Source organism: Micromonospora sp. NPDC049645 (assembly GCF_040675155.1).
Classification (GTDB): domain Bacteria; phylum Actinomycetota; class Actinomycetes; order Mycobacteriales; family Micromonosporaceae; genus Micromonospora.
Genome location: NZ_JBFAOI010000014.1, coordinates 1 through 17,173 on the forward strand (window position 1 = coordinate 1; position 17,173 = coordinate 17,173).

Consider the following 17,173-nt stretch of genomic DNA (forward strand, 5'->3'; position numbering starts at 1 on the left):
GCAGGCGTGACGGCTCACTCCCCCGCCCCCGGGGGGGGGGGGGGGGGCCCGCCCCCCCCCCCCCCCCCCGCACCACACCGGGTGCCGTTGCTCCAAACGTGGCATTGCATCGCTTCCGCTGCGTCTGGCTCACGAAGACGGGTATACGACACGCATCATCGGGGCAGTCTGTGGCTGACGAGTTTGGGACGATGCGCCGGTCGACCTACCGACATCACCCGACTCGAAGGGATCTCCCGCGATGGCAAAGGTCATCTCCACGCTGTTCATCTCGGCCGACGGCGTGGCCGAGATCGACCCTGACTGGCACTTCCCGTACTTCGACGAGAACATGGGCCGCGCCGTCACCGAGGACTACGACGCCGCCGACGTGTTGCTCATCGGCCGCGAGACGTACGACAGCTTCGCCGGGGCCTGGCCCGGCCGTGAGGCCGCGGGTGGCGAGGACGCGCCGTTCGCCAAGCAACTCGGCGACGTCCGCAAGGTGGTCGTCTCGCGTCAGCCGCTGGAGTTCTCCTGGCGCAACTCGGAGCTGATCGACGGGGACCTCCTCGACGCCGTCAGCGCGCTCAAGGCCGACGCCGGTGTCCGGGGCATCCTCATCCCCGGGTCGATCTCGGTGGTGCAGCAACTGCTCGCCGCGGGGCTGGTCGACGAGCTGCGCCTGCTGGTGCACCCGGTGGCCGCGCGCAAGGGCCGCAAGCTGTTCGACGAGGGCGATGCGGCGTACCACCTGCGCTTGGTGGCGTCGGAGGCGTTCCCGACGGGCGTCCTTCGGGTGATCTACGCGCCGGGCACCGCGCCGACCCCGGTCGGCTACGACGAGGTCAAGGACCAGGTGCAGGTCGGCAACTAGGGGCGTATCAGGAGCGACCGCCGCGCCGGTCGTCCCGTCGTACGCTCGTGTGACGATCCCGTCGTGACTGAGTGGACGTACAACGATCGCCCTGCGGGTGTCCGATTCCTCACCGACCGGATCCCCGAGCCGGGCCGCACCGCCGTGGAGGACGAGCTGTGGGCCTGGATCGTGCGGGGTGAGGCCGACGCGGACGAGTTCGTCGACTTCTTCGACGACGACGAGGAGCGCTGCGGCGCCACGGACGACGAGCTCAGGGCGGCGCACGAGACGGCGTTGGCCGTTCGGCGGGAGCAGCAGCGCGGGTGGGGTGCGGTGCAGGGCAACCTCACCCGTGCTTTCGCCGAGCTCAACGAGCTGGGGGTGTTGGCCCGGGAGAACTTCAGCTGCTGTGGCACCTGCGCGAGCGCGGAGATCCACGACGAGCGGGATGACTCTCGGCACTGGCGCGGGTTTCTCTGGTACCACCAGCAGGACACCGAGTCCCTGCTCGCGAGCGCGGACGGCGAGGTCTACCTCGGCTACGGCGCCTACCCGCCGGCTGACTTCGACGAGGTCGCCTACGCGGGCCTGTCCGAGGCCGAGCAGCAGGCCGCCTACCAGGCCGACCTGGAACGGCTGCTGGACGACGTGGTCTTTCCGGTGCTGCGCAGGTACGGCATGCGAGTGGAGTGGAACCGCAAACAGTCCAGGCGGGTTCGGGTCACCGGTGCCCGGTGGTACGCGCCGCTAGATTGACCACCACCGATCTATCCCACACTCCGGACCGCCATTTAGTGAGGTTCATCGATATTGACGGCGGACGTCGGCGGCGACAGGATCTCGGCACCACCACCGTGATCCCTCCTGGGAGGCGCCATGACCCGTCCCCGCCTGCCCCTCCTGCGGGCAGCCACCCGGTTGGCCGCACTCGCCCTCGCGACCGCGGGTGTGCTGCTCGCCGTCGCCACACCCGCCAGCGCCGCCGTGCCCACCGGCCGTTACGTCGCACTGGGTGACTCGTACACCGCCGGACCGCTGATCCCCACCCAGGTCGACCTGAACTGCCTGCGGTCCAACCGCAACTACCCGTCGCTGGTGGCCGCGTCCGCCGGCTCGTCGTCGTTCGCCGACGTGAGCTGCTCGGGCGCCACCACGGACGACATCCTGTACGGCGGCAGTGGTCAACTGGGCATCACGCTGCCACCACAGCTCAACGCGGTGACGTCGAACACGGCGCTGGTGACGGTGCAGATCGGCGGCAACGACATCGGCTTCTCCGGCATCATCGGTGACTGTGCGCAGGCGAGCGTCAGCAGCCCGCTGGGGTCTCCGTGCAAGGACCGGTACACCGCCGGCGGCGTCGACCAGTTGCAGGCGAGGATCGTCGCCGCCACGCCGAAGGTCACCGCCGTGCTGCAGGCGGTCCGGCAGGCCGCGCCGGGCGCGCGGGTCGTGGTACTCGGGTATCCGGCAATCCTGCCGGACACCGGTTACGGCTGCTGGCCCGTCGTCCCGATCGCCTACCAGGACGTGCCGTACCTGCGGGCTGTCGAGAAGTCGCTCAACGCGATGCTGGCCAGCACCGCGAGCGCCAACGGCGCCACCTACGCCGACGTCTACACCCCGTCGATCGGACGCGACGCGTGCAAGGGCAGCGGCACCCGCTGGGTCGAGGGTCTGGTGCCGCAGAACTCGGCCGCCCCGTTCCACCCGAACTCCCGAGGTGAGCAGGGCATGGCGACCGCCCTGCTGGCCAGGCTGAACAGCTGATCGAGCCGCGATCGGTCACCGCTGACCAGGCCATGATCGGCCGAGCCCGCCCCGCCGGCACCGGCGGGGCGGGTCCTCCGACGCCCGCGGACCGAACGCGTGATGATCTCTTCGTGGAGCCGGCGGAGCGATGCCCTCCTCGCTGTGCTTGAGATCGAGGAGTCCGGGGTACCGGAAGCTATGCCGAATGTGGGGCAAGTCGTCGGAGACCGTTACCGCCTGGTCGAGAGCATCGCCAGCGGCGGCATGGGTGACGTGTGGCGGGCGGTCGACGAAACCCTGGATCGCTGCGTGGCGGTCAAGATGCTGCAACCTCGGTTGGTCACCGACGCCGGATTCGGCGAGCGGTTCCGCCGCGAGGCGCGGGCGATGGCGGCACTGCGTCATCCCGGTGTCGCCCAGGTCTACGACTACGGCGAGGTGTCTCGGTCCGGAGCGCCGGTGCTCGCGTACATCGTGATGGAATGTGTGCAGGGGCAGCCGCTGTCGGAGCGGATCGCCGAGGTCGGCCGACTGGGTGTGGCCGAGACGATGTCGATCGCCGCGCAGACCGCCCGTGCCCTGCAGGCCGCGCATGACGCCGGTGTCGTCCACCGTGACGTCAAACCCAGCAATCTGATCATCGAGCCGGACGGGCACGTCGTACTCGTCGACTTCGGTGTCGCGGTGACGCAGGACGCGGCGAGCCTGACCGCGGCGAACCAGATCGTCGGTACCGCCCTGTACATGGCGCCCGAGCAGGTCGCGAAGAACGAGATCACGCCGGCGATCGACATCTACGCGCTGGGGGCCGTTCTCTGCCACTGCCTCGCCGGTGAGCCGCCGCACCAGGGCGAGAACGCCGTCGCGGTGGCGCTGCGGCATCTCGAAGCGGAACCGTCGCCGCTGCCCGAGGACGTTCCGCCGGCCGTCCGGCGGGTGGTCGCCACCGCGATGGCCAAGGAGCCCGCGCGCCGATTCCCGACGGCGGCGGCCATGGCCGGGGCGGCGCAGGCACTCGCGGACCCGGCTGACCAGGCAATGCCGACCGCCCCCGGGATCGGGGTGCGGACCGAGTTCACGACTGCCCCGCGGACGGCCCTCGGCGGCGCGGTGGGCCGGGCGGTCCCTCCCCGGCTCAGGACGCTCACGCTGGTTGTCGGATCGCTGGCCGCCGGGGCTGCCGTCCTGCTGCTCGCCGATCCCATCGGGCTCATGCCCGGCCCGACCGGGCGACCGTCGACGCCGCCCGCCGTGCCACCCGCGGTGTCGTCACCGGTGCCGTCGCAGCGGGACCCGGGGCCTGGCGGCGGCGGCGGTGAGCCGGCCACCCGCAGTTCCGCGGGCGTACCGGTCCGGGTGCCCGGATCCCCGACTCCGACGGCCACCCGATCGGCGGACCCGGGAACGGTGGATCAGCCGACACCGTCGGGTGGAAGCACTGCGGACACACCCGATCCCACCACGTCCGAGATTGCCCCGGCGGAGCCGACCGCAGCCCCGACGGGTGGAACGACAGCGGCGCCGACCGCGGCGCCGACGGAGGAACCAGCGGCGAATCCCGCCGAGGAGCCGTCGACGGACGACTCGGCGGCCGGAGAGGGGACCGCGGTGCCGCGGGTCTAGCAGGCGTCGGCGCGGGCCCCGGTCGCGCGACTGGCCCGTGCCGCACCAGCCGACGCGCCCTGGCCGAGGTCGTCTGCCACAACGACTTCGCGTGTCGTCAACGCCGAGGCAGACGGTGGTAGCTGCTTACGGAACACCGCTGGCGTGGCGGCCGAGGCCACCACGCCAGCGGTGCTCTGTCAGGAATCGCTCGAGGTCAACTGGTACGACAGCTGACCGTCGGCCAGGTCCAGTTGCCGTTGGCCATGATCGTTATGCCGAAGTTGTTGCCGTTGCCGTTCGGTGTCGCGGTGACGGTGCCGCTGCTGCCGCTGACGGAGGCGTTCCAACTGTTCTGGATGCTCTGGCCGCCATTGAGGCCGAGGCTGACCACCCAGTTGTTGGTGCCGCTGACGGCGACGTTGAGGTTGAACCGGTCACCCCACTGCTGCCCGGCGGAGAGGGTCGCGTTGCAGTTTCCGGTCCCCGGATTGCCGGTGGTGGGCCCGGAGGTCGGGTTGCCGCCGCTGCCCTCCCGGACGGTGATGTCGGAGCTTCCGCTGCTCTGATAGCCCTCGGTGGCCATGATCTGGTAGCTGTGGTTGCTGCCGAGGTTCAGGCCGGCGCGGGCCCAGGCGTCGAAGTGGTTGGCGGTGGTGATGGTGCCACTCGAGCGCTTCTGCTGGCGGACGCTCCAGAACTGGTAGAACGTCTGGTTGCCGTCGATCGACGGGGCGTTGACCCGCTGGCTGCGGAGGATGTCGTAGGTGCCGCCGTCAGTGGTGACCGTGCCCATCCGGGTGGCGCCGCTGCTCGGGTTGTAGCTGCCGAAGTTCTCCACCACGTAGTACTCGATGAGCGGGTTGCGCGTCCATCCGTACAGGGCGAGGTAGGTGTTGTTGTTGCCCGGGTTGTAGCTGCCCGAGTAGGTGACCGTCCGGCGGTTGCCGGTGGCCCAACCCTTGCCGCCGACCCAGTTGTTGGTGCTCCTGTCCCAACTGCTGGAATAGCGGCCGTCGGCACGCAGCGTCATGCTGGCGTTGCCGCTGTCCTTCCAGAACGAGAAGAAGTACCCGTTGTGCGTGCCGGTGAGGTTCGAGGTGAGCGTCCGGTCGGCCTCGGCGTACGCGTTGGTGGCCGTCATCGTGCCGGCGACGGCCAGGACGGCGGCGCACGCGGCACCGAGGAGCAGCCGCATGCGGCCGCGCCTCCCTCGCGTGGTGTGGCTGGTGTCGGTCATGTAACTGGTGCCTCCTCGTGACGGCTGGCGGGGGCCAGCAGCGCGGTACGCCTCGGCAGGCTGCCCGTGGCCAGGTAACGGCCACGGCGTCGTACCGCTCGGTGGTGGTGGACCGGTCGTGCTGCACGACGACCGGAGGAGTGGGTCGTGGTGGCTGGTGCTGACGGCAATTGAATGCCGTCGATGGCGACCGTATTGACCTGGCCGTCAACTTGTCAACAATTTTCGGAAACAGGCCGGCAACAGAGCCCATCGTCGCCCAGCGGCATCCAACCAGGTCAGTAGTCGATCAGAGTTCCTGGTGGTCACCGGGGGATCTCCGGGAGGGGATCGCGGTCCGAGCAGAGGCCGCCGAAATTTCCGGAGACTTTCCGGACCACCGTCGGCGGACCGTGGCAGCCGGCACGGAGACCGGCGGGCACCGATGCGACCCGATCGGTCAGCGACAGCGAAGGGTGTTGAGCCGGGCGGCCTGGCGGGTCAGGTGGTCGCGTTCGGCGAGGTTGGCGGCCTGCTGGGCCGCCTCGGCGTACCGCCGTGCCGCCGTTGTCAGGTCGCCGTCGCGCTCGTGCAGGTACGCGGCCACCGCCGCGTACCGGGGCAGGGTGTCGTCCAGCGCCGCGAGCGCCGCCAGGCCGGCGCGCGGGCCGTCGGCCTCACCGACGGCCACCGCGCGGTTGAGCCGGACGACCGGGCTGTCGGTCAGCCGCGCGAGTTCGTCGTACCACTCGACGATCTGCACCCAGTCGGTCTCCCCGGCGGTCGGGGCGTCCGCGTGCAGTGCCGCGATGGCGGCCTGGGCCTGGAACTCGCCCAGTTGGTCACGGGCGAGTGCCGCCTGCAGAATCTCGACCCCCTCGGCGATCAACCGGGTGTCCCAGCGGCTGCGGTCCTGCTCGGCGAGGGGAACCAGACTGCCGTCGGGTGCGACCCGGGCGGTGCGCCGGGCGTGGTGCAGCAGCATGAGGGCGAGCAACCCCGCCACCTCGGGGTGCTCGATCACCACCGCGAGCTGCCGGGTGAGCCGGATGGCCTCGGCGGCGAGATCCACGTCACCGGAGTAACCCTCGTTGAAGACCAGGTAGAGGACGCGCAGCACGGTGGCGACGTCACCGGGCCGGTCGAACCGCACCCCGGACACGGTGCGTTTCGCCCGGCTGATGCGCTGCGCCATGGTCGCCTCGGGTACCAGGTAGGCGTGGGCGATCTGGCGGGTGGTCAGCCCGCCGACCGCCCGCAGCGTGAGCGCGACCGCCGACGACGGCGTCAGCGATGGGTGGGCGCACAGGAAGTAGAGCTGAAGTGTGTCGTCCACCGGGGCGGCCGGCCCCGGCGCCGGCTCCTCGTCGACAAGGTCCTCACGTCGGCGGCGGGCCGCGTCAGCTCGGGCCGTGTCGAGGAACCGGCGCCATGCCACGGTGATCAACCAGCCTTTGGGGTCCCGTGGTGGGTCGGCCGGCCAGACACGAACCGCCTCGACCAGGGCGTCCTGCACGGCATCCTCCGCCGCCGCGAAGTCGATTCCGCGGCGGACGAGGACCCCGAGGACGCTCGGCGTGAGGCTGCGTAGCAGGGCCTCGTCCATCTGAGCGGTCACTCCGTGATGGTCGGCGTCTCGACCAGGAGCGGGCGCAGCTCGAGCCACTCGTGGATCGGCCTGCCACCCGCCCCGGGGGCGGCAGACAGTTCCCCGGCCAGCTGGACGGCCCGTTCGTGGCTGTCGACGTCGATCACCATCCAGCCGGCGATGAGATCCTTGGTCTCGGCGAACGGGCCGTCGGTGACCGGCGGGCGACCCTCACCGTCGTACCGGACCCACGCTCCCTCGGGAGCGAGCGCCTGACCGTCGACGTACTCGCCGGTGCCCTCCAGTCGGGCCGCGAAGTCGCGCATGTACTGCATGTGGGCCGAGATCTCCTCCGGCGTCCACTGGGTCATCGGCACGTCGTTGACCGCGGCCGGGGCGCCCCGGTAGTGCTTGAGCAGCAGGTACTTGGCCATCGTGGCTCTCCTTGGTGCTGGCTGCGACCCATCGTGGTCACGTTCACTGCGGGGACGGAGCCGATCAGGACTTCTCGACATGGCTGTCCGGGTTTTTTCCTCCCGCAGGTTAATCTCGGGTGAATCGTCGCGGTTGGGGCGCCTCGACCGGCCCAAAACTTGATTCGTTCCAAAATAGTGAGCTAGGGTTCGTACCCGTGACGTCCGACTTCGAGGCGCAGCTGCGGGCTGTCTCGTTGCGCGTGACCCGGCCTCGACTGGCGGTGCTCGCGGCGCTGCGCGACCACCCGCACGTCGGCACCGACGCGGTGATCGCGCTGGTACGCGCGGATCATCCCACGGTCTCCCACCAGGCGGTGTACGACGTGCTGCGGGTGCTCACCGACGCTGGCCTGGTGCGGCGCATCCAGCCGGCCGGCGCGACCGCCCGCTACGAGTCCCGGATCGCCGACAATCACCACCATGTCGTGTGCCGCTCCTGCGGCGCCATCGCCGACGTCGACTGCGCCGTCGGCCACGCCCCCTGTCTCACCGCCTCCGGCGACCACGGTTTCGTGGTCGACGAGGCGGAGGTCGTCTACTGGGGCACCTGCCCCGACTGCGCGACCGACCGCACGCCCCAGAGATCCGCAAGCTCGGAAGGAAGTTCATGAGCGACACCCAGGACAACGGCCCCATCAGTGCGCAGGGCGTGGACCAAAAGGCAGCGGCCGGCTGCCCGGTCGCGCACGACTCGGTGACCGCGCACGGCAGCGAGAGCGAGAACCCGGCGATCGACTCGCCGACCCCGAAGACCGGCGGTCGCCCGCGCACCAACCGGGACTGGTGGCCCAACCAGCTCGACCTCTCGGTGCTGCACGCCCACTCGTCCAAGGGCAACCCGCTGGGCGAGGACTTCAGCTACGCCAAGGAGTTCGCCAAGCTCGACGTCGAGGCCCTCAAGCGCGACATCGTCGAGGTGCTCACCACCTCGCAGGACTGGTGGCCGGCCGACTTCGGCCACTACGGCGGCCTGATGATCCGGATGAGCTGGCACGCCGCCGGCACGTACCGCATCGAGGACGGTCGGGGCGGCGCCGGCGACGGTGGTCAGCGGTTCGCCCCGCTCAACAGCTGGCCGGACAACGCCAACCTGGACAAGGCCCGGCGCCTGCTCTGGCCGGTCAAGCAGAAGTACGGCCAGAAGGTCTCCTGGGCCGACCTGCTCGTGCTGGCCGGCAACGTCGCCCTGGAGTCGATGGGCTTCAAGACCTTCGGCTTCGGCTTCGGTCGTGAGGACGTCTGGGAGCCCGAGGAGATCTTCTGGGGTCCGGAGGACACCTGGCTGGGCGACGAGCGCTACGCCTCCGAGAAGGAGATGGCTGCTGGCGTCGGCTCGACCGAGATGGGTCTCATCTACGTCAACCCGGAGGGCCCGCGCGGTAACGCCGACCCGGCCGCGGCGGCGCACTTCATCCGCGAGACCTTCCGCCGGATGGCGATGAACGACGAGGAGACCGTCGCCCTCATCGCCGGTGGTCACACCTTCGGTAAGACCCACGGTGCCGCCGTGGCCGACAACCACGTGGGCCCGGAGCCCGAGGGCGCCCCGCTGGAGGCGCAGGGCCTGGGCTGGTTGAGCACCCACGGCAGCGGCAAGGGCGCCGACACGATCACCAGCGGTCTCGAGGTGACGTGGACCGACGTGCCGACGCAGTGGAGCAACCGGTTCTTCGAGATCCTCTTCGGCTACGAGTGGGAGCTCACCACGAGCCCCGGCGGCGCGAAGCAGTGGGTCGCCAAGGACGCCGAGGCGATCATCCCGGACCCCTTCGACCCGTCGAAGAAGCACCGGCCCACGATGCTCACGACCGACCTGTCGCTGCGGGTCGACCCGGCGTACGAGAAGATCTCGCGCCGCTTCCTGGAGAACCCCGACCAGTTCGCGTTGGCCTTCGCCAAGGCCTGGTACAAGCTGCTGCACCGCGACATGGGTCCGGTCAGCCGGTTCCTCGGACCGTGGGTGGCCGAGCCCCAGCTGTGGCAGGACCCGGTGCCGGCCGCCGACGGGACGCTCGTGGGTGACGCCGACATCGCCGCCCTGAAGGCGAAGGTGCTGGAGTCCGGTCTCTCCACCGCCCAGCTCGTCTCCGTCGCCTGGGCCTCCGCCGCGAGCTTCCGCCACACCGACAAGCGCGGCGGCGCCAACGGCGCGCGGATCCGGCTCGAGCCGCAGCGCAGCTGGGAGGTCAACGAGCCCGAGCAGCTCGCGACCGTCCTGGACACCCTCGAGGGCATCCAGCGGGAGTTCAACGCCGCCGGCGGGGCGACGATCTCGATCGCCGACCTGATCGTGCTGGCCGGCTCGGCCGCCGTCGAGAAGGCGGCGCGGGACGCCGGCGTCGAGGTGACCGTGCCGTTCCACCCGGGCCGGACCGACGCGACCCAGGAGCAGACCGACACCGAGTCCTTCCGGGTCATGGAGCCGCGCGCCGACGGGTTCCGTAACTACCTGCGTGCCGGCGAGAAGACCCAGCCGGAGGTGCTGCTCGTCGACCGCGCCTACATGCTCAACCTGACCGCGCCCGAGATGACCGTTCTCGTCGGCGGCCTGCGTTCCCTCGGCGCCAACACCGGCGGCACCTCGCACGGTGTCCTCACCGACCGGCCGGGGGTGCTCACCAACGACTTCTTCGCCAACCTGCTGTCGCCGGGTACCCGGTGGGCCGCGTCGAAGTCCGACGAGCACGTCTACGAGATCCGCGACCTGGCCACCGACGAGGTGAAGTGGACCGCCACCGCGGTCGACCTCATCTTCGGTTCCAACTCGCAGCTGCGAGCCCTCGCGGAGGTCTACGCCAGCCAGGACGGTCGCGAGAAGTTCGTGACCGACTTCGTGGCGGCCTGGACCAAGGTCATGGAGCTCGACCGGTTCGATCTCGCCTGACGGTCCCACCGACGAGCCCCGGTCGATCCACGAGCGATCGACCGGGGCTCGTCGGCCTTTTTGCGCCGCTCGACCCGGCACCGGCCTGTCCACCTCGTCGTCATCCGGGTGACATTCCCTCCACCACGAATCCCATGGATGATTTTTTTTGTCTGAGTGATCAGCTCGCGGACGGGCTCGTTCATGGCAAGGTGTTGATCTGCCCGGGCGGCGGGCGCGGACCTAGTCACGCAGGGAGTCATCGTGGTTCAACCCGACCTGCAGGCCGAGGAAGTGGACCAGCACGCGGGAAGCCCTGCGATTCCCCGGCAGCGGACCGGGAGCGTCGGGACCAGGCAGGCGTTCGCCGCCGGGCCGTCCGCGGGAAGCGTCGCCGAGACCGACACCGCCTGGCGTCCGCTGCGGATCGCGATGATCGGCCAGAAGGGCATGCCGGCGACCTACGGCGGCATCGAACGGCACGTCGAGGAGATGGCCAGTCGGCTCGCCAGCTACGGGCACGAGGTCACCGTCTACTGCCGCCCGAGCTACGGCGAGACACCCGCCAACGGCTACCGGGGCGTACGGCTGCGCCAGACCCGCACGATCGCGAGCAAGCACCTCGACGCCATCGTGCACGCGGCGACCTCCACCATGGCGGCGATGACCGCGCGGCCCGACATCGTGCACTACCACGGGCTCGGGCCAGCTCTGGTCGCCCCGCTGCCGCGGGTGCTGTCCCGAGCGCGGGTGGTGCTGACCGTGCACGGGTTGGACAACCAGCGGGCCAAGTGGGGGCTCGCCGCGCGGGCGGTGCTGGGCAGCGCCCACTGGCTCAGCGGGTACGTCCCGCACCAGCGGGTCGCGGTCTCCCAGGGCCTCGCCGCCCACTACGGCACCCGGTTCGGCCGCCCGACGACCTACATCCCCAACGGCGTGAACCCGGCTCGACCGGCGCGCACCCGGCAGATCGAGGCCCGGTTCGGGCTGACCCCCGGCGGGTACCTGCTGCTGGTCGGTCGGCTGGTCCCGGAGAAGGCGGCCGACCTGCTGATCCGGGCCTTCCGCCGCACCGAGACCCCGCTGCGGCTGGCGATCGTCGGCGGATCGTCGTTCACCGACGACTTCGTGGACCGGCTGCGTCGTACGGCCGAAGGCGACGACCGGATCGTCTTCACCGGCTTCGCCTACGGCGACCTGCTCGCCGAGTTGTACTCCGGCGCCGCCGGCTTCGTTCAGCCGTCCCGGGTGGAGGGACTGCCGTTGACGTTGCTGGAGGCGGCCGCGTACGGGCTGCCGGTGGTCGCGAGCGACATCACGCCCCACGTCGAGGTGCTGACGTCCGACGCCGCCGGAGGGCGACTGTTCCGCGACGGCGACGAGGACGACCTGGTCCGCGCACTGAAGGCGCTGCTCGCCGACCTGCCCGGCGAACGGGCCGGTGCGCTGGCGCTTGGCGAGCGGGTCACCGGGACGTACAGCTGGGACACCGCAGCCCGCGAGTTGGAACGGCTCTATCTCCGGCTGGCTCCGGCGCCGGGCCGGCGGGGCAGAGCGCGCGTCGAGGCGGCCACCGACTGACCGTGCGGGGTCCGTCGGGGGAGTGCCGGCTCAACCCCGCGGAGGACGGAGCAGTCGGTGCAACGGCCCCTTCTGCCGCGCGGGGGACAGGACTAGATTGAACCGATCTTGTGCCGGGAGGACATCGGTCGGCCGTGCCCGGCAGCGGCCGGACAGTCGTCGACTCGGTTCAGCGGAAACGATTCGGTTCAGTGAAATCAGTGGAACAACACACGCAGCAGGTGGCTCCGCCCATGACCAACAGGCTCGACCCGACCCGCCTGCTCACCGGCGGCGCGGCGCTCGTCGCCGCGGTCGTGGCGGTGGTCGCGGGTGTCTCGATGGCAGCCGGCGACCGTCGGGGCATGGTGTTGCCTCTCGCGGCGGTCGCCGGGATCGCGGTGGCCGTCCTCGCCCTGACCCGGTTCGCCGGGTACGTGCTGCTGATGCTCGCGGTCCGCTCCTGCGTCGACCTGTTCAAACTGACCGGGCCGAGCGCCGGCCAGGCCGACCCCGCCGCAACGGCCCGGGTGGACCCGTCCACCCTGCTCGCGGTGCTGTTCCTCCTCGCCGCCGGGCTCTGGCTGGCGGCACAGCTCAGCCGGCACGGGCGGCTGCGCGGCTCCCCACTCGGCTGGGCCATGCTGCTCGTCGGCGCCAGCAGCATGGTCAGCGCCCTCGGTGCCAGCCGGCCGGCGAACAGCCTGCTGGAGGCGCTGCGGATCCTCACCGTGGTGGTGATGTTCGTGGTGCTGGAACAGCTGATGCCGGACACCGCGGCGATCCGTCGGGTGCTGCTCGCCTGCTACGCCTCGCTGGTGCTGGCGCTGGGCTACACCGTCGTCCTGACGCTGCTCGGCAACCCACCGGCCGAGGTGAAGGGAGACTTCACCCGGATCAGCGGCACGTTCAGCCAGTCGACCACGTTCGGCCGCTACCTGATGTTCATGGTGATCTTCGGGTTCGCGGTGTACCGCTTCCTGGGCCGTCGGCTGCGGGTGCCACTCGCGGTGCTGCTCGGGCTCTCGCTGCTGTTCCTGCTGCTCACCAACACCCGCAGCGCCCTGCTCGGCGCGGCGATCGGCCTGGTCGTGGTCGCGGCGCTGCACCGCAGCAAGCGGATGCTGGTGACCCTCTGCCTGGTGGCGGTCGCCGGGGTGGCCCTGGTGCCCGCCGTCGGCGAACGCTTCGCCCAACTCGGCACCTCGCGTGCGGTCGGCGGAGACCCGACCGGAAACACCCTGGCCTGGCGGATCGACTACTGGACCGAGATCGTCACGCTCGCCGACCGGAACCCGGTGACCGGCATCGGCCCCAACATGACCCAGCGCGAGACCGACGAGGCGAAGAAGCCGCACAACGACTTCCTGCGGGCGTACGTGGAGACCGGGCTGCTCGGTCTCGGGGCGTACCTGCTGATGCTGGCCGCCATTCTGTACACGGCGCGGACCGCGCTGCGGCGGGCGCCTCCGGGCAGCTTCGAGCGCGGCGTCGCGGTCGGGTTCGCCGGCTGCGCCACCGCGTTCGTGGCGGTCAGCGCCGCCTCCAACGTCATCTCCAACGTGGTCACCCTCTGGTACTTCGTCGCGTTCGCCGCCGCGGCCAACGCGATCGCCCGCCAACCGGCTCCCGACCAGGCCGGCGAGCAGCCACGCAGCACCTCCGTCCCGGTTTGACTGAACGACAGCATTGGGGAAAAAGTGGAGATCGTCGACTACCTACGGGTCGCCCGGCGGCGCCTCTGGGTACTCGTGGGGGTGCCGGTGCTCGCCACCGGCGCCGCAGCCGCCATCGTCCTGCTCGCGCCACAGCAGTACAGCGGGACCGCGTACGTGGCGGCGCCGGCGCTGGTGGGCGGTGCGGCCGGCACGCAGTACACCGGTACGCAGGCGGCGAACCAGTTCGTCGCGGCGTTCGGTGCTGCGGTCACCTCGCCCCGGGTCCTCGCCGACGTGGCCGGTGACACCGGCGTGTCGCCGGAGCGGCTGCGCGACGGGCTCGCCATCACCCAGGTCGGCGCGAGCAGCCAACTGGAGGTGACGTACACCGTCGGTGACCGGGCGAAGGTCGCGCCGGTGCTGACCGCGACCACCACCCGGGCGCTGGCCTTCCTCTTCTCCTCCCAGGTCGGCATCGCCACCGGCGAGGTCGAGGCGGCCAACGCCGACGTCACGGCGGCGACCAAGGCGATCGGCGAGTGGGAGAAGGCGAACAAGGTCTCCCAGCCGGACCGGATCTACCAGGCGACGTTGAGCGAGCTGACCAGCCTGCGCCAGCAGCAGCTCTCCATGCAGGCGGTCGGCAACAGCCGGGGCACCGACGCGGCGACCGCCGCGATCACCGCCGCGCAGAGGAAGCTCGACGAGTTGGGGCCGAAGCTCCCCGACTACCAGGCCCTGCTCGCCCAGCGGGACGCGGCGACCAACGCCCTGTCCCAGGCGCGGGAGGGGTTGCAGGCGGCTCGGGCGCAGGCCCAGGCTGCCGATCCGAAGCAGGTGACCAGCATCGGTGAGGCGCACGAGGTGAGCCGGACGGCGGAGTTGGCGCGCACCGCCCTGCCGGTGGGTGGCGCCGGCCTGCTGCTCGGGGTGCTGCTGGTGGGCGTACTCGAACTGCTCTCGCGGGGGCGCGCCGCGACCCGCGCGGCGGCCCCGGTGGCGACCGCCGCGGGCCCCTCGACGCCGGCGGAGACCGTGACCGCGGCACGGTCGTGACCGTCCCGCGACGGGCCATCCGGTGCGCCAGGTGACCGGCGGGTCGCCGACCGCTCCGGAGGCCGGCGACCAGCAGGTACGCGGCATGGCGCGCGGCGGCGTGCTGAACCTGGGCAGCGCGGTGCTCAGTCAGCTGGCGCTCTTCCTGGTGATGCTGGTGCTGGCCCGGGTGTTGGGAATCCGGGAGGTCGGCCGGTACGCCCAGGTCTACGCCGTGTTGTCGCTGCTGGGTCTGCTGTCGCTGAGTGGTTTCCGGGCCGGGCTGACCCGGTTCGTGGCGGTGCACCTCGCCGACGACGACCCGGCCGCGCTCCGGGGAGCGATCCGACTCGGGGTCGGCATCTCGGCCGTCGCGTCCACGCTCATCGCGCTCGTGCTGGCGGTGGGCGCACCGTGGCTCGCGGACGCCCTGCACGACCCGCAGCTGACCACCGGGTTGCGATTGGTCGCCCTGTGCCTGCCCGCGACGACCGTCTGCGAGGCCGCGCTCGCGGCCACCCGGGGTTGGCGCACGCAACGCGCCTACGCGCTGATCGGTCAGGTCTACGAGCCGGCCGCGCGGCTGGTGCTCACCGCGTTGGCGCTCGCCCTCGGGGCGGGCCTGACCGGCGCGTTCTGGGCGCTGGTGGCGGCGAGTTGGAGCGCTGCCGCGTGGGCTCTCGTGGCGCTCGCCCGGATGGTGCGCCGGGTGCCCGCCGCCCGGCCGGCGTACCGCCCGGCGGAGCTGTTCCGGTTCTCCACGGTCAGCTGGGTCTCCTCGCTGTCGTCCACCGGGTTGATCTGGGTGGACGCGCTGCTGCTCGGCTTCTTCGACTACGGGGCCGACGCGATCGGCGTCTACCACGTGGCGACCCGACTGGTCACGATCGCGGTGTTCGTGCTGGCACCGGTCAACGCCTCCTTCGGTCCGCACCTGGCGCACCTCTACCACCAGGGCCGACTGGACGAGGTGCGTCGGATCTACCGGGTCGCCACCGGGTGGGTGCTGCGACTGTCGCTGCCGGCCTTCGTGGCGTTGCTGGTCTTTCCGGAGCAGTTGCTGCGCCTGGTCGGCGGGCCGGGTCTGGCCGGTGGCGCGGCGGTCACGGTCGTGCTGGCGCTCGGGCAGCTCGTCAACGCCGCGACCGGGCCCTGCGGGACGCTGCTGAACATGTCCGGTCGGGTCGCGGTCAACATGATGGACAACCTCGCCGCCCTGCTGCTCAACGTCCTGCTCAACCTGTGGCTCATCCCGGCGTACGGCATTCTCGGCGCGGCCGTCGCCTGGGCCGTGTCGTTGGCGGCGGTGAACGTCGCCCGGGTCTGGCAGGTGCGCGCGCAGGTGCACACCGTGCCGGTGACGGCGGGCATGGTCAAGGGCTTGGTCGCCGCGCTGGTCGCGCTGGGCGTCGGATTCGGGGTGCGCTGGCTGGTCGGGGGCGGGATCGCGCAGCTCACTGTCGGTCTGGCCGCGATCGCGGCGGCGTACCTCGCCGTGGTGCTCGCCCTCGGGCTCAGTCGGGAGGACGTCATGGTGCTGAGATCGGTGACCCGCCGGGGCGGTCGACGCGCCGACGCCGACGGCAGCGTGGGTGCCACCGTGGGCAGCGGAGCGCGTCCGTGACCGGCGTCGCGCGGCGTCAGGTTACCGACCGGCTGCGCCGGGGGGTACGCGCGGCGCGGGCCTGGGGACGCGCGGCGCGACCGGGGGAGCCCGGCCCGCTGCCCGACTTTCTGATCATCGGCGGGCAGCGCTGCGGCACCACCTCGCTGTACCACCACCTCGCGGCGCATCCCCGGGTCCGGGTGGCCAGCGGCAAGGAGTTGCAGTACTTCAGCCTGCACCACGGTCGGGGGGCGCGGTGGTACCGGGGGCACTTTCCGCGACTCGCCCCGGGCGAGCGCACCTTCGAGGCGAGCCCCTACTACCTGTTCCACCCGAGCGTGCCGTCGCGGGTCGCCGCGGCCCTGCCGCAGGCCCGCTTCGTCGTCCTGCTGCGTGACCCGGTGCAGCGGGCGTACTCGCACTACCTGCACACGCGCTCCTACGGCGCCGAGCCGCTTTCTTTCGCCGACGCCCTCGACGCCGAGCAGGAGCGGCTGGCGGTGGCCACGCGCGGTGGCCCGGACACCCGGGCCGCGCACCGGGCGTTGCGCAACCACTCGTACGCCGCCCGGGGCCGCTACGCCGAGCAGCTGCAACGGTGGTTCGCGCAGGTCCCGCGCGAGCGGATCCACATCGCCCGGACCGAAGACCTGCACGTCGACCCGGCGGGCACGTACGGCGCGATCCTGCGCTTCCTCAGCCTGCCGGCGTTTGAGCCTGAGGCGTACACCCGGCACACCCGCCGCGTCGACCACGGCCCCTCCCAGCTCACACCCGAGCTGCGGGACCGCCTGGGCGAGCACTTTGCGCCGCACAACGCCCGCTTGGCCGCCCTGCTCGACTGGCCCGACCCCTGGCCCGGCTAGCCCACGGCAGCGAGGAGCCGGTCCAGGCCACGTGCCGAGCACCCGCGCGATGCGCTGCCCGACACCCCGCGAGGGCAAGCCGACCCTCCTCCGCGATCTTGCACTTTCTG

General features: G+C 71.3%; 14 protein-coding genes. 11 read left to right on the forward strand and 3 right to left on the reverse strand.

Features of this window, described 5'->3' with window-relative positions; genetic code table 11:
- Positions 1 to 241: 241 nt before the first annotated feature.
- The 4 genes from AB0J33_RS25440 to AB0J33_RS25455 all read left to right on the forward strand — a co-directional run bounded on the left by AB0J33_RS25440 (position 242) and on the right by AB0J33_RS25455 (position 4,213).
- On the forward strand, positions 242 to 856 hold the full coding sequence (locus AB0J33_RS25440; protein WP_363616626.1) for a dihydrofolate reductase family protein: 615 nt from the start codon (positions 242 to 244) through the stop codon (positions 854 to 856).
- A gap of 63 nt (positions 857 to 919) precedes the next feature.
- Positions 920 to 1,594: a hypothetical protein gene (locus tag AB0J33_RS25445; RefSeq protein ID WP_363616628.1), complete on the forward strand. Its 675-nt coding sequence runs from the start codon at positions 920 to 922 to the stop codon at positions 1,592 to 1,594.
- 120 nt (positions 1,595 to 1,714) lie between these two features.
- Positions 1,715 to 2,608 (forward strand): SGNH/GDSL hydrolase family protein, encoded by an 894-nt coding sequence (locus AB0J33_RS25450; RefSeq protein ID WP_363616630.1) that lies wholly within the window; start codon positions 1,715 to 1,717, stop codon positions 2,606 to 2,608.
- A gap of 144 nt (positions 2,609 to 2,752) precedes the next feature.
- Positions 2,753 to 4,213, forward strand: coding sequence for a protein kinase (locus tag AB0J33_RS25455; RefSeq protein WP_363616632.1), 1,461 nt, complete (start codon positions 2,753 to 2,755; stop codon positions 4,211 to 4,213).
- Between the two features lie 196 nt (positions 4,214 to 4,409).
- Here AB0J33_RS25455 and AB0J33_RS25460 read toward each other — a convergent pair whose 3' ends face one another.
- The 3 genes from AB0J33_RS25460 to AB0J33_RS25470 all read right to left on the reverse strand — a co-directional run bounded on the left by AB0J33_RS25460 (position 4,410) and on the right by AB0J33_RS25470 (position 7,433).
- The gene (locus tag AB0J33_RS25460) at positions 4,410 to 5,432 is read right to left on the reverse strand and encodes a glycoside hydrolase family 11 protein (protein WP_363616634.1); all 1,023 of its coding nucleotides are present in this window, start codon (positions 5,430 to 5,432) and stop codon (positions 4,410 to 4,412) included.
- Positions 5,433 to 5,871: 439 nt separating this feature from the next.
- On the reverse strand, positions 5,872 to 7,017 hold the full coding sequence (locus tag AB0J33_RS25465; RefSeq protein ID WP_363616896.1) for a DUF6596 domain-containing protein: 1,146 nt from the start codon (positions 7,015 to 7,017) through the stop codon (positions 5,872 to 5,874).
- Between the two features lie 8 nt (positions 7,018 to 7,025).
- Positions 7,026 to 7,433 carry a YciI family protein gene (locus AB0J33_RS25470; RefSeq protein ID WP_363616636.1) on the reverse strand — a complete coding sequence of 136 codons (408 nt, stop codon included), beginning with the start codon at positions 7,431 to 7,433 and terminating at the stop codon, positions 7,026 to 7,028.
- Between the two features lie 197 nt (positions 7,434 to 7,630).
- On the opposite strand from AB0J33_RS25470, the gene AB0J33_RS25475 reads away from it, so the two are divergent.
- From AB0J33_RS25475 to AB0J33_RS25505, 7 genes are all read left to right on the forward strand, one after another.
- The gene (locus AB0J33_RS25475) at positions 7,631 to 8,086 is read left to right on the forward strand and encodes a Fur family transcriptional regulator (RefSeq protein ID WP_363616638.1); all 456 of its coding nucleotides are present in this window, start codon (positions 7,631 to 7,633) and stop codon (positions 8,084 to 8,086) included.
- A complete protein-coding gene (gene katG, locus AB0J33_RS25480) occupies positions 8,083 to 10,359 on the forward strand; it encodes a catalase/peroxidase HPI (protein ID WP_363616640.1) in 2,277 nt (758 codons plus the stop codon). Before AB0J33_RS25475 ends, katG begins: the two co-directional genes overlap by 4 nt.
- Before the next feature lie 243 nt (positions 10,360 to 10,602).
- Complete coding sequence (locus AB0J33_RS25485) at positions 10,603 to 11,919, forward strand: glycosyltransferase family 4 protein (protein WP_363616642.1); 1,317 nt, start codon at positions 10,603 to 10,605, stop codon at positions 11,917 to 11,919.
- Between the two features lie 233 nt (positions 11,920 to 12,152).
- Positions 12,153 to 13,574 (forward strand): O-antigen ligase family protein, encoded by a 1,422-nt coding sequence (locus tag AB0J33_RS25490; protein ID WP_363616644.1) that lies wholly within the window; start codon positions 12,153 to 12,155, stop codon positions 13,572 to 13,574.
- Positions 13,575 to 13,598: 24 nt separating this feature from the next.
- Complete coding sequence (locus tag AB0J33_RS25495; RefSeq protein ID WP_363616646.1) at positions 13,599 to 14,612, forward strand: Wzz/FepE/Etk N-terminal domain-containing protein; 1,014 nt, start codon at positions 13,599 to 13,601, stop codon at positions 14,610 to 14,612.
- 31 nt (positions 14,613 to 14,643) lie between these two features.
- On the forward strand, positions 14,644 to 16,215 hold the full coding sequence (locus AB0J33_RS25500; RefSeq protein ID WP_363616648.1) for an oligosaccharide flippase family protein: 1,572 nt from the start codon (positions 14,644 to 14,646) through the stop codon (positions 16,213 to 16,215).
- Positions 16,212 to 17,063, forward strand: a complete 852-nt coding sequence (locus tag AB0J33_RS25505) for a sulfotransferase (RefSeq protein WP_363616650.1) — start codon at positions 16,212 to 16,214, stop codon at positions 17,061 to 17,063. The genes AB0J33_RS25500 and AB0J33_RS25505 overlap by 4 nt, the downstream gene beginning before the upstream one ends.
- Positions 17,064 to 17,173 lie beyond the last annotated feature (110 nt).